Origin of the sequence: Micromonospora echinospora, assembly GCF_900091495.1 — a bacterium.
GTDB lineage: Bacteria > Actinomycetota > Actinomycetes > Mycobacteriales > Micromonosporaceae > Micromonospora > Micromonospora echinospora.
The window spans coordinates 4,303,055-4,315,779 of record NZ_LT607413.1; the positions used below are offsets into that span (position 1 = coordinate 4,303,055).

11 protein-coding genes are annotated in these 12,725 nt (G+C 72.9%); all 11 read left to right on the forward strand.

The window, feature by feature from the left end; translation table 11 throughout:
• Positions 1–70 precede the first annotated feature (70 nt).
• The 11 genes from GA0070618_RS19410 (at position 71) to GA0070618_RS19460 (ending at position 12,725) form a co-directional block, all read left to right on the forward strand.
• Positions 71–1,654, forward strand: coding sequence for a UDP-N-acetylmuramoyl-L-alanyl-D-glutamate--2,6-diaminopimelate ligase (locus GA0070618_RS19410; RefSeq protein WP_088982896.1), 1,584 nt, complete (start codon positions 71–73; stop codon positions 1,652–1,654).
• Positions 1,651–3,048, forward strand: a complete 1,398-nt coding sequence (locus GA0070618_RS19415; RefSeq protein WP_088982897.1) for a UDP-N-acetylmuramoyl-tripeptide--D-alanyl-D-alanine ligase — start codon at positions 1,651–1,653, stop codon at positions 3,046–3,048. The genes GA0070618_RS19410 and GA0070618_RS19415 overlap by 4 nt, the downstream gene beginning before the upstream one ends.
• A complete protein-coding gene (gene mraY / locus GA0070618_RS19420) occupies positions 3,045–4,169 on the forward strand; it encodes a phospho-N-acetylmuramoyl-pentapeptide-transferase (RefSeq protein ID WP_088982898.1) in 1,125 nt (374 codons plus the stop codon). Before GA0070618_RS19415 ends, mraY begins: the two co-directional genes overlap by 4 nt.
• A 262-nt stretch (positions 4,170–4,431) precedes the next feature.
• A complete protein-coding gene (locus GA0070618_RS19425) occupies positions 4,432–5,841 on the forward strand; it encodes an FtsW/RodA/SpoVE family cell cycle protein (RefSeq protein WP_088985673.1) in 1,410 nt (469 codons plus the stop codon).
• Positions 5,841–6,947, forward strand: coding sequence for an undecaprenyldiphospho-muramoylpentapeptide beta-N-acetylglucosaminyltransferase (gene murG, locus GA0070618_RS19430; RefSeq protein WP_088982899.1), 1,107 nt, complete (start codon positions 5,841–5,843; stop codon positions 6,945–6,947). Before GA0070618_RS19425 ends, murG begins: the two co-directional genes overlap by 1 nt.
• An 82-nt stretch (positions 6,948–7,029) precedes the next feature.
• On the forward strand, positions 7,030–8,577 hold the full coding sequence (murC, locus tag GA0070618_RS19435; RefSeq protein ID WP_088982900.1) for a UDP-N-acetylmuramate--L-alanine ligase: 1,548 nt from the start codon (positions 7,030–7,032) through the stop codon (positions 8,575–8,577).
• Positions 8,574–9,389, forward strand: coding sequence for a cell division protein FtsQ/DivIB (locus GA0070618_RS19440; protein ID WP_088982901.1), 816 nt, complete (start codon positions 8,574–8,576; stop codon positions 9,387–9,389). Before murC ends, GA0070618_RS19440 begins: the two co-directional genes overlap by 4 nt.
• Positions 9,390–9,630: 241 nt before the next feature.
• Positions 9,631–10,746, forward strand: a complete 1,116-nt coding sequence (gene ftsZ / locus GA0070618_RS19445; RefSeq protein ID WP_088982902.1) for a cell division protein FtsZ — start codon at positions 9,631–9,633, stop codon at positions 10,744–10,746.
• A gap of 9 nt (positions 10,747–10,755) precedes the next feature.
• Positions 10,756–11,502 carry a YggS family pyridoxal phosphate-dependent enzyme gene (locus tag GA0070618_RS19450; protein WP_088982903.1) on the forward strand — a complete coding sequence of 249 codons (747 nt, stop codon included), beginning with the start codon at positions 10,756–10,758 and terminating at the stop codon, positions 11,500–11,502.
• Positions 11,503–11,688: 186 nt separating this feature from the next.
• Positions 11,689–12,396, forward strand: a complete 708-nt coding sequence (locus GA0070618_RS19455) for a cell division protein SepF (RefSeq protein ID WP_088982904.1) — start codon at positions 11,689–11,691, stop codon at positions 12,394–12,396.
• 29 nt (positions 12,397–12,425) lie between these two features.
• The gene (locus GA0070618_RS19460) at positions 12,426–12,725 is read left to right on the forward strand and encodes a YggT family protein (RefSeq protein WP_088982905.1); all 300 of its coding nucleotides are present in this window, start codon (positions 12,426–12,428) and stop codon (positions 12,723–12,725) included.

Sequence of the window (12,725 nt, forward strand, 5' to 3'; positions counted from 1 at the left end):
ACCGTCTATCCGCGCTGACCAGGCAGACCGGGACATCATCGGTGAGTGGGGACGAACCACCGGGGCGGCTGTGCGGCCCCCGCCGACCGACCGGGTAGGGTCTGACGCCGTGCCCGGCAATCCACGCCCCCGTACCGTGATCGGAATCCGGCTCGGCGCGCTCGCCGCGCGACTCGGTGTCGAGCCGCCGGCGCAGGCCGCGGACGTGCCGGTGACCGGGGTGACCCACGCCAGCCAGGAGGTTCGCCCCGGCGACCTGTACGCCGCACTGCCCGGTGCCCGCCGGCACGGCGCGGAGTTCGCCGCCGCCGCGGCGGCGGCCGGCGCGGTGGCCGCGCTGACCGACGAGGCCGGGCGGGCGGCGGTGGCCGCTGCCGGGCTGCCGGCGTTGGTCGTCGCCGATCCACGGGACGCGCTCGGCCCGCTCGCCTCCGCCGTCTACGGCGACCCGACCGAGGGGCTCACCGTCATCGGGGTGACCGGCACCGCCGGCAAGACCTCCACCGCCTACCTGGTCGAGTCCGGGCTGCGCGCCGCCGGGCACACCACCGGCCTGATCGGCACCGTCGAGACCCGCCTCGGCGACCTGGTGGTGGACAGCGTGCGGACCACCCCGGAAGCCACCGACCTGCACGCCATGCTCGCCGCCGCCCGGGAACGGGGGGTGACCGCGGTGGTCATGGAGGTGTCCAGCCACGCGCTGGCCATGGGGCGGGTCGGCGGCGTCCGGTTCGCCGTCGGCGGGTACACCAACTTCGGCTCCGACCACCTGGACTTCCACACCGACACCGCCGACTACTTCGCCGCGAAGGCCCGCCTCTTCGACGGCCGCTGCGCGACCGAGGTGCTCAACCTCGACGACCCGGCGCTGCGTCCACTGTTCACGCCGGCGACGGTCAGCTACTCGGCCGCCGGCGACCCGACCGCCACCTGGTGGGCCTCGGACGTCGACGACGCCGGCTACGCCCAGCGGTTCACCGCCCACGGCCCGGACGGGCTGATCGTCGCCGCCGGGGTGGCGCTGCCCGGCCGGCACAACGTCGCCAACGCCCTGCTCGCCATCGCCAGCCTGGTGGCGGTCGGGGTGGACCCGCGTACCGCCGCCGCCGGGGTGGCCGACTGCCCGGGTGTGCCGGGGCGGCTGGAGCTGGTCCGGGCGCCCGGCCCGGTTAAGGGCGTGGTCGACTACGCGCACAAGCCGGACGCGATCGTCGCGGCCCTGGCCGCCCTGCGGGAGCTGACCGTCGACGGCGGCCGGCTGATCTGCGTCATCGGGGCCGGCGGGGACCGGGACCGGGGCAAGCGCCCGGTGATGGGGGCAGCCGCCGCGCAGGGGGCCGACGTGGTCCTGGTGACCGACGACAACCCCCGCACCGAGGACCCGGCGGCGATCCGGGCCGAGGTCCGGGCCGGTGCCGAGACTGCGGCCGCCGCGCCCGACGCCCGGCCGGTGACCGTTCGCGACGTGGCCGGCCGCCGTGCCGCCATCGACGAGGCGGTCCGGACAGCCGGTCCGGGCGACGTGGTGGCCGTGCTCGGCAAGGGCCACGAACGCGGCCAGGAAATCGGCGACGAGGTGTTGCCGTTCGACGACCGGACGGAACTGGCGGACGCGCTGCGCGCCCGCTTCGGAAACCGGGTGGAGCAGTCGTGATAGCGCTGACGCTGGCCGAACTCGCCACCGCCGTCGACGGACGGCTGGTCGGCGCCGACCCGACCGCCAGGGTGCGCGGCCCGGTCGAGTTCGACTCCCGCAAGGTCCGCCCCGGCGGACTCTTCGTCGCCTTCGACGGGGAGAAGGTCGACGGGCACGACTACGCGGCCCGCGCGGTGGCCGGCGGCGCGGTCGCCGTCCTCGGCACCCGGGAGGTGCCCGGCGTGCCGATGGTGCTGGTCGCCGACGCGCTCGCCGCGATGGGCCGGCTCGCCCGTGCCGTGGTGGACCGGCTGCCGGGGCTGACCGTCATCGGCATCACCGGTTCCTCCGGCAAGACCACCACCAAGGACCTGATCGCCCAGCTCACCGTCCGGCTCGGCCCGACGGTGGCCCCGCCCGGGTCGTTCAACAACGAGCTGGGCCACCCGTACACGGCGTTGCAGGCCGGACCGGAGACCCGGTTCCTGGTGCTGGAGAAGGGCGCGCGAGGCCTGGGACATGTCCGCTACCTCTGCGACGTGGTGCCGCCCCGGATCTCGGTGGTGCTCAACGTCGGGGTGGCGCACATCGGGGAGTTCGGCTCCCGGGAGACCATCGCCCTGGCCAAGGGGGAACTGGTCGAGGCGCTGCCGGTCGACGGGCTCGCCGTGCTCAACGCCGACGACCCGTTGGTCGCGGCGATGGCCGACCGCACCCGGGCGCGGGTGGTCCGCTACGGCGAGGCGGTCGACGCCGACGTACGGGCCACCGACGTGACGCTGGACGAGCGCGGGCGCCCCTCGTACACCCTGGTCACGCCGGAGGGCAGTGTGCCGGTGCGGCTCGGGCTGACCGGCCGCCACCAGGTCTCCAACTCGCTGGCCGCCGCCGCGGTGGCCCGGGAACTGGGCATGCCCCTGACCGACCTGGCCGAGGCGCTCGGCGGGCTGGGGCTGGTGTCGACCCGGCGGATGGACGTTTTCGACCGCCCCGACGGGGTGACGGTGATCGACGACTCGTACAACGCCAACCCGGCGTCGATGGCGGTCGCGCTGCGCGCGCTGGCCGGCATGCGGCGGGACGGGCGGACGATCGCGGTGCTCGGCTACATGGCCGAACTGGGCCCGTTCGAGGTCGACGGGCACCGGGAGGTCGGCCGGCTCGCGGCCGAACTGGGTGTCGACCGGCTGCTCGTGGTGGACGCGGCGGCGGCACCGATCCAAGCAGGCGCGACAGCGGTAGGAAACTGGGGAGGAGAATCGGTGCTGCTCACCGATCAGGCAGCGGCCGTCGAGGTGCTGCGCAGTGAGCTACGGCCAGGGGACGTGGTCCTGGTCAAGGGCTCCCGGTACCGCACCTGGGAGGTGGCCGACGCGCTGCGCGTCGACACCGGGGGTGGGGACGCCGCATGAGGGCCGTCATCGTGGCCATCGGGGTGGCCTTCCTCGTCTCGCTCCTCACCACCCCGATCGCGATCAAGGTGTTCACCCGGCTCAAGGCGGGACAGCCGATCCGATCCATCGGGCTCGCCAGCAACCAGGGCAAGAAGGGCACCCCCACCATGGGCGGGGTGGTGTTCATCATCGCCACGGTCATTGCGTACGTCGCCGGGCACCTCGCCCTGACCACCCTGCCGGACCAGCAGATCGCCCAGGTCGAACCGACCATCACCGCGCTGGTGCTGCTGGGGCTGATGGTCTTCTCCGGCGCGGTCGGCTTCGTCGACGACTTCGTCAAGGTCCGCAAGCGCAACAGCGGCGGCATCAGCGCGCGGGCAAAGCTGATCGGCCAGATCCTGGTGGGCGCGGTCTTCGGGGTGGTGGCGCTCTACTTCCCCAGCAGCATGACCGACGCGAGCGGCGCGATCACCAACGTCGAGACCGTCGGCAGCACCACCCTGAGCTTCATCCGGGACATCCCGGCGCTGGAGGTCGGCAAGGTCGCCTCGGTGGTCATCTTCATCTTCGTGGTGATGGCGGCGACCAACGGCGTCAACCTCACCGACGGTCTGGACGGTCTGGCCACCGGCGCGTCGGTGATGGTGCTCGCCGCGTACGCGCTGATCGCGTTCTGGCAGTACCGGCACTGGTGCGCCGACCCGAACTACACCGAGGACTACTGCTACACCGTCCGGGACCCGCTGGAGATCGCGCTGATCGCGGGCGCGGCGGCCGGCGCCTGTGTCGGCTTCCTCTGGTGGAACACCTCACCGGCCCGGATCTTCATGGGTGACACCGGGGCGCTCGGCCTGGGCGGGCTGATCGCCGGCATGGCGATGTCCACCCGTACCGTGCTGCTGCTGCCGATCATCGGTGGGCTGTTCGTGATCATCACCATGTCGGTGGTCATCCAGATCATCTCCTTCAAGACCACCGGCAAGCGGGTGTTCCGGATGTCCCCGCTCCAGCACCACTTCGAGTTGGCCGGCTGGAGCGAGGTCAACATCGTGGTCCGTTTCTGGATCATCGCCGGGATCGGGGTGGCCATCGCGCTCGGCCTCTTCTACAGCGAGTTCCTCGCCAACGTCGGCTGACGCCCGTCGGGTGGTTGGTAGCAGGGGTCCCCTGTTACGCAAAAAGCGGTAACAGGGGACCCCTGCTACCACCTCGGGCGGCAAGCCGACACGCCGAGAGTCGGGGGTTCCGCGCGAAGCGGGCGGTGGCAGCGGCGATGATGGGCGGGTGGGGGAGGACCGAGGGAACACCAGGACGGTCGACGGGCAGCCGCGGGGAGCCGCCGCAGGGCGTACCGCCGACCCGCCCGCGCCGCTGCGCGGCCTGGACGCCGCCGGTGGGCTGGCGGCGTTGCGCGGCCTGCTCGCCCGGCCGCTGGCCTCCTACTACCTGCTGATCTCCAGCGCCGGCCTGCTGCTGGTCATCGGGTTGACCATGGTCTTCTCCGCGACCAGCGTGAAGGCGTACGCCGAGGAGGGGAACGCCTTCGCCGCGCTCACCAAGCAGGCGATCTTCGCGGTGATCGGCATCGTCGCCTTCTGGGCCTGCCAACGGCTGCCGGCCCGCACCTTCCGGGTGCTCGGCGGGCCGGTGCTCGGGCTGTCGGTGGCGTTGCTGGTGCTGCTCAACCTGCTGCTGGTGTACGGCCGGCTGTTCAAGACCGACCCGAAGATCGGCCCGTTCGAGGCGGAGCTGCTCTGGCTCTACCTGGGACCGATCGGGTTGCAACCCTCCGAGCTGGCCAAGTTCGCCATGGTGCTCTGGGGCGCCGACGTCGTCGCACGCAAGGGCGTCAAGCTGGGCTGGTGGAAGGAGTTGGCGACCCCGCTCTTCCCGGTGGTCGGGCTGCTCTTCGTGCTGGTCGGCTACAACGACCTGGGCACCATGCTCTGCCTGCTGGCCCTGGTGATCGGCCTGCTCTGGGCGGCCGGGGTGCGCAAGCGGGTCTTCGCCGTGCTCTCCGTGGTCGGCCTGGTCGGGGTGGGCCTGCTGGTGGCGGTCGCCTCGCTCGGCGCCGGTTCCGGCGCCAGGGGCGAGGCGAACTACCGCCTCGCCCGGCTCACCTACTTCATCAACCGGCCTCCCCCAGACGAGTGCGGCGACCCTTGCTATCAGGCCGACCAGGCCCGCTACGCGATCGACCTGGGCGGCTGGTTCGGAACCGGGCTCGGCCAGAGCCGGACCAAGTGGGACTGGCTGCCCGCCGCCAACAACGACTTCATCTTCGCGGTCATCGCCGAGGAGCTCGGGGTGGTCGGCTGCGTCGTGGTGCTGGTGCTCTTCGCGGTGCTCGCGTACACCGGGCTGCGCATCGCCCGTCGGGTCGAGGACCCGTTCCGGCGGCTCGCCGCCGCCGCCGTCACCACCTGGCTGGTCAGCCAGGCCGTGATCAACATCGGTGGGGTGGTGGGGCTGCTGCCGATCACCGGCCTGCCGCTGCCGTTCATCTCCGACGGCGGCAGCGCCCTGGTGGTCACCCTCGCCGCGATCGGGATGCTCGCCTCCTTCGCCCGTGCCGAGCCGGACGCCGCGCGGGCCATGCACGCCCGTCCGCCCGCCCGATGGGTCCGACTAGTGTGGGCCCCGTTGCCGCCGCTTCCCGGCCGGCGTCGCCGGCCGGCGACGCCCCCGGCCGACCGTGGGTCCGTACCCCGGGCGCGGACGCGGCGGAAGGACGACGACGAGACCGCTCCGCGCGGAGCCCGGGGCACCCGGACCCGCGCCGGGTCGGCCAGTGAGAGGAGACGCTGATGGGTCCGCTGCGTTCGGTGGTGCTCTGCGGAGGGGGCACCGGGGGACACATCTACCCGCTGCTCGCCTTCGCCGACTGCCTCCGCCGGCACGACCCGAACGTCCGGATCACCTGCCTGGGCACGCCGAAGGGCCTGGAGAACGAGCTGATCCCGCCGCACGGCTACGACCTGCGCACGATCCCCGCCTACCAGCTGCCGCGCTCGGTCAACATGAACCTGGTCCGTACCCCGGGTCGGATGTGGACCGCGGCCCGCGCCGCCGGCAAGGTGATCGACGAGGTACGCGCCGACGTGGTCGTCGGCTTCGGCGGGTACGTCTCGGTGCCCGGCTACCTCGCCGCCTGGCGGCGGGACCTGCCGATCGTCATCCACGAGGTCAACGTGCCGCCGGGGGTGGCCAACCGGCTCGGCATGAAGTTCACCCAGCACGTGGCGGTGGGCTTCCCGCACCAACCGGTGCAGGCCGAGGCGCTGCGGGAGGCCCGGGTGGTCGGGGTGCCGCTGCGGCGCGGCATCGCCGGGCTGGACCGGGTCGCGTACCGCAACGCCGCCCGGGCCCGCTTCGGGCTCCGTCCCGACCTGCCGGTGCTCTTCGTCGCCGGCGGCTCGCAGGGCGCCCGCTCGATCAACCTGGCCGTGGCCGGGGCAGCGAAGGAGCTGGCCCGCTACGGCGTGCAGGTGCTGCACGTGATCGGCGCCCGCAACGAGCCGGTGCCGATCCCCACCGACCTGCCGGTGCCGTACGTCACCCTGCCCTACCTGTCCGAGATGGAGCTGGGCTACGCCGCCGCCGACCTGATGCTCGGCCGGGGCGGGGCGATGACCTGCGCCGAGGTGGCCGCGATCGGACTGCCCACCATCTACGTGCCGTACCCGCACAGCAACCAGGAGCAGAAGCGCAACGCGCTGCCCGTGGTCGAGGCCGGCGGCGGGCTGCTGGTGGACGACGCCGAGCTCACCCCGGACTGGCTGGAGCGGACGGTGATCCCGCTGATCCGCGACCCGCACCGACTCGCCGCGATGGGCGCCGCCGCCGCCAACTACGGCCGGCGCGACGGCGACGAGGCACTGCTCCGATTCGTCCACGAGGCGGTGGCCCGGTGAGCCGGGCGACCACCACGCCGGTGAGCCGGGCGACCACCACCGGCCCGGTGCGCCGGGCCACCGCGACGGGAAGGTACCTCCCATGAACACCGCGCAGTTCTCCCCGGCCGGCACACTGACCGCCGAGGACCTGGGCACCATCCACCTGATCGGGGTGGGCGGGGTCGGCATGAGCGGCCTGGCCCGGCTCTTCCTCACCCGGGGCATCCGCACCACCGGCAGCGAACTGCGGGAGTGGCCCTCGCTGGCCGGCCTGCGCGCGCTGGGCGGCACCATCCACATGACCCACGAGCCGGCCAACCTCGACGGTGTGGACACCGTGGTCTACTCGTCGGCCATCCCGGCGGACCACCTGGAGATGGTGGAGGCCCGCCGGCGCGGCCTGCGGGTGCTGCACCGCTCCGAGGCCCTCGCGGCGGCGATGACCGGCCGGCGGGCGGTGGCCGTCGCCGGCACCCACGGCAAGACCACCACCACCTCGATGGTGACCATGGTGCTCCAGCAGGCCGGGGAGGACCCGTCGTTCGTCATCGGCGGGGAGATCTCCGAGGTGGGCTCGGGCGCGCACCACGGCACCGGGCAGTACTTCGTGGTGGAGGCCGACGAGAGCGACCGGTCGTTCCTGATCTACCGGCCGTTCGTCTCGGTGATCACCAACATCGAGCCCGACCACCTCAACACCTACGGCGACTTCGCCACCCTGAAGGCGGCCTTCGCCGAGTTCGCCCGGCTCACCGACCCGGAGGGCTTCATCGTCACCTGCGCCGACGACCCGGCCACCCGGGACCTGGCCGCGATGCTGCGGGCCGAGGGCCGCCGGGTGTACACCTACGGCGAGTCGCCCGACGCCGACCTGCGGATGACCGACATGTCGTCGTCGGCCCGGGGCGTCCGCTACCTGGCCGAGGTGGACGGACGCGCGCTCGGCGAGATCCGCCTGCCGGTGCCCGGCCGCCACATGGGACTCAACAGCGCTGCCGCGGTGCTCACCGCGTACCTGCTGGACCTGCCGCTGGCCGCCGCCACGGACGCGCTCGCGGCCTTCCCCGGTGTGCGGCGGCGGTTCGAGCGCAAGGGCGTCGCCGACGGCGTCCTGGTCTACGACGAGTACGCCTACCACCCGACCTCGATCACCCTGGCACTGCGGACGCTGCGTGAGGTGGCCGGGGAGGGCCGGCTGCTCGTGGTGTTCCAGCCGTACCGGCTCTACCGCACCCGCGACCTCCAGGCGGAGATCGCCGAGGGGCTGGCCGTCGCCGACGAGGTGGTGCTGCTGGAGGTCTTCGGCCCGGGTGAGCTGCGCCAGCCGGGGGAGGGGTCGGCCGCCCTGGTCGAGGCGATCGACCTGCCCGCCGAGCGGAAGGTCTTCGTCGACTCCTGGGAGGCGGCGCCGGTGGAGGTGGCCCGGCGGGCCCGACCCGGTGACGTGGTGGTCACCATGGGCGCGCCGCCGATCTCCCTGATGGGCGACCAGCTCCTCGACGCGCTGCTGGCCCGGACCGGCCACCCCGGCGCGGCCGGCCCGGTGGCCGCCGAGGCCCCGGTCGGCACCACCACCGCCCCGGTGACCGACGTCGCCCGGGACGCCCCGGCCGCCGGTACGGACGGCGCGTCGCCCACGGCCGGATGAGTCCCGGCCCGGCGCGGGGACGGACGGCCGGCGCGGAGCCCGGGGGACGGCGCGGCCCGGTCCGCCGGTGGCAGTTGGTCCGGGCCGGCACCGACGCGGTGCCACCGTCGACCCGCCGGTTCATGCAACGGGCCCGGCAGCGCCGGCTGCGTGCCGCACTGCCGTGGGCGGTGGCGGGCGGGGTGCTGGTGCTCGCCCTGATGGTCACCTGGGTGCTGCTCGGCACCGGCCTGTTCGGAGTGCGCGAGGTGCGGGTGGTCGGGACCGAACTGGTCACTCCGGTGCAGGTCCGGCAGGCGGCGGCGGTGCCGGACGGTGTCCCGCTGGCCCGGGTCGACCTGGCGGCCACGGCGGGCCGGATCGGTGAGCTGCCGCCGGTCGAGCGGGCCACGGTGACCCGGGACTGGCCGGGTGCGCTGGTGGTGCGGGTGGTGGAGCGGACGCCGGTGGCGGTGGTCCCGCAGGGCGAGCGGTTCGTCGTGGTGGACCGGTTCGGGGTGGCGTTCCGGACGGAACCGGTGCGCCCGGAGGGCCTGCCGCTGGCCCGGGTGGCCCGCCCCGGTCCGGACGACCCGGAGACCCGGGCGGCGCTGGAGGTGCTCGCCGTGCTCACCCCGCCGTTACGCGAGGCGCTGGTGGACGTCACGGTGGAGGGACTGGCCCGGATCACGGTCCGACTCTCCGAGGGGCGCACGATCGTCTGGGGCGACGCGACGCGGGGCGAGGACAAGGCCCGGGTGGCGACCACCCTGCTCGGTCGGGATGCCGACACCATCGACGTCAGTGCCCCCGACGTGGTGACTTTCCGCTGATCCGGGTGGCCGGGGAGGGTGAGCCTGCCCGCTCTCCGCGACGACACGCCGGTCAGGTCCTTGGCTCATCGGGCAGGGACGCTTACGTTGCCCGGAAGAGGATCAATAGTTGACATAACTGTAAGCCTCTAGTAGAGGGTGAAGGTTAGCCCTTCGTCTTCACGGGTGATAGTTGACGTCGACGGCGATCCGGGGCGAGCCGTCGGTCGGCGTGGCCAATCTCGAAGGGAAAGGACCGGAGATGACACCTCCGCACAACTACCTGGCGGTCATCAAGGTCGTCGGCATCGGGGGCGGCGGGGTCAACGCCGTCAACCGGATGATCGAGGTTGGGCTCAAGGGCGTCGAGTTCATCGCGATCAACACCGATGCGCAGGCGCTGCTGATGAGTGACGCCGACGTCAAGCTCGACGTCGGCCGGGAACTGACCCGGGGGCTCGGCGCGGGCGCCAACCCCGACGTGGGCAAGAACGCCGCCGAGGACCACCGCGACGAGATCGAGGAGGTGCTCAAGGGCGCCGACATGGTCTTCGTGACCTGCGGCGAGGGCGGCGGCACCGGCACCGGCGGGGCGCCCGTGGTGGCGAACATCGCCCGCAAGCTGGGGGCGCTGACCATCGGTGTGGTCACCCGGCCGTTCTCCTTCGAGGGCAAGCGGCGGCAGGTGCAGGCCGAGGCCGGCATAGAGGAACTCCGCAACCAGTGCGACACGCTGATCGTCATCCCGAACGACCGGCTGCTGGCCCTCGGTGACCGGGGCATCAGCATGATGGACGCCTTCCGCCAGGCGGACCAGGTGCTCCTCTCCGGTGTCCAGGGCATCACCGACCTGATCACCACGCCCGGTCTGATCAACCTGGACTTCGCCGACGTCAAGAGCGTGATGAGCGGCGCGGGCAGCGCGCTGATGGGCATCGGCAGCGCCCGGGGCGAGAACCGCGCCGTCGAGGCGGCCGAGGCGGCCATCTCCAGCCCGCTGCTGGAGCAGAGCATGGACGGCGCACGCGGCGTGCTGCTCTCCATCGCCGGCGGCTCCGACCTGGGCCTGTTCGAGATCAACGACGCGGCCCAGTTGGTCACCGACGCGGCCCACCCGGACGCGAACATCATCTTCGGCGCGGTCATCGACGACGCGCTCGGCGACGAGGTGCGGGTGACCGTGATCGCCGCCGGCTTCGACGGCGGCGCGCCGGCGTACAAGGCGGTCGACTCGGGACGCAAGACCAACCAGAACCAGCCGACCACCCCGCCCGCGCCGACCCCGCAGCAGGCCACGATGCCCCCGCCCAGCCAGTCGCCCCGTCGGGTGCTCTTCGACGACGTCGACGTGCCCGACTTCCTCAAGAACGGGTCCTGAGACGCGCCCATGACCGACCGGACCACCCAGGTACGCCCCGACCGCCGTGCCGACCTCGCCGCCGGGCTTGCCCGGGTACGGGCGAGGATCGCCGAGGCCTGCGCCGCCGTCGGGCGGGACCGTGCCGAGGTGACGATGATCGCGGTGACCAAGACCTACCCGGCCGGTGACGTGATCGCGCTGGCCGGGCTCGGTGTCGTGGACGTGGGGGAGAACCGCGACCAGGAGGCGTCCGCCAAGGCCGCCGAGGTGGCGGCGGCCGGGGCGCACCCCCGGTGGCACTTCATCGGGCAGCTCCAGCGCAACAAGTGCCGGTCGGTGGTCCGCTACGCCGACGTGGTCCACTCGGTGGACAGCGTCCGGCTGGCCGACGCGCTCGGCACCGCCGCCGGCTCGGAACGGGACCGGCCGTTGGAGGCGTTGGTGCAGGTCAGCATCGACGGTGACCCGGCCCGGGGTGGGGCCCTGCCGGACTCCGCCGACCCGGACCGGGGCCTGCTCCGGGTGGCCGGGGCGGTGGCCGGGGCCGCGCCGCTGCGGCTGGCCGGGCTGATGGCGGTGGCGCCGCTGGGCTGGGAGCCGGAGCGGGCGTTCGCCCGGCTCGCCGAGGTGGCCGAGGGGTTCCGGGCCGTCCACCCGGAAGCCACCGCGCTCTCCGCCGGCATGAGCGGCGACCTGGAGGTCGCGATCGGATACGGCGCGACACATGTCCGCGTCGGCAGCGCGTTGCTCGGAATGCGTCCCACGCTGCGGTAGCCTTCGCGGGAAGGCAAATTACATCAGTGTTGTTTGGGCCGGCGTCCCATGTCGGGGGTCAGGCGGACGACCGCGAATCGTCCGCTGCGGTTGCCGGCCCGGTCCGGTGGGCAAGGGGAGTCCCACACGCGACACGCGACACGGGCACGGGGGCGCGTGCCGCACGGCGGACGGAAGGGCGCGGCGATGGGTGCACTGCGCAAGGCGGGGGTCTGGCTCGGTCTCGTCGAGGAGGACGACGAGCGGGGCTACGACGACGGTGGCTACGAGAAGGGCGGCTACCGCGAGTCGCGGTACCGGCAGAGCCGGTACGCCGAGGAGTTCGCCGACGATGATGACGACGACACCGACGACCCGCCGGCCCCCCGGCCGCGTGCGGGCGAGCGGACCCGGCTGACCGAGCGGGCGTCCGCGCGTGCGGACAGTGACCGGGCCGACGCCGACCGGCTGGAGCGTACCGATCGGACGGAGCGCGCGGAGCGGGCCAGCGTCCGCTCGATCACCCGGCCCGGGACCGGGGAGGCCTCCGGCGTGGCGTACCACACCCGGGACAACCTGGCCCTGGCGCCGCAGGCCCAGCCCCGGGAGCGGTCGGTGGTCGCCGAGGAGGAGCAGCGTTACCAGATCACCACGCTGCACCCGACGACCTACCGCGAGGCCCGGACCATCGGCGAGCACTTCCGCGACGGCGTCCCGGTGATCATCAACCTCACCGAGATGGACGAGGCGGATGCCCGCCGTCTGGTGGACTTCGCCGCCGGATTGGCGTTCGGGCTGCGGGGTACGATCGAGCGCGTGACCAACCGGGTGTTCCTGCTCTCGCCGGCCAATGTCCAGGTCACCGCGGAGGACAAGGCCAAGATCGCTGAGGGTGGCTTTTTCAGCCTGGGTTAACACCCCCCGACCGAGGGACGTCGCCTACCGTGTTGTCGATCGTGCTCCAGGTGCTGTACCTGATCCTGTACGTCTTCCTGCTCCTCCTGCTGGCCCGCTTCGTGCTCAGCGCCGTCCTCCAGTACGGTCGCCGCTGGCAGCCCGGTCGGGGAGCGTCGGCGGGACTGGAATCCGTGTGGAGCGTCACTGATCCGCCCCTCAAGGCGTTGAGGCGGGTGATCCCTCCGCTGCGGATTGGTACCGTGAGCATCGACCTGGCTTCCCTTGTGCTCCTGGTTATCCTGTTCGTGCTGATGGAGTTCGTGTTAAGGCGGCTGATCCTCGGGTGA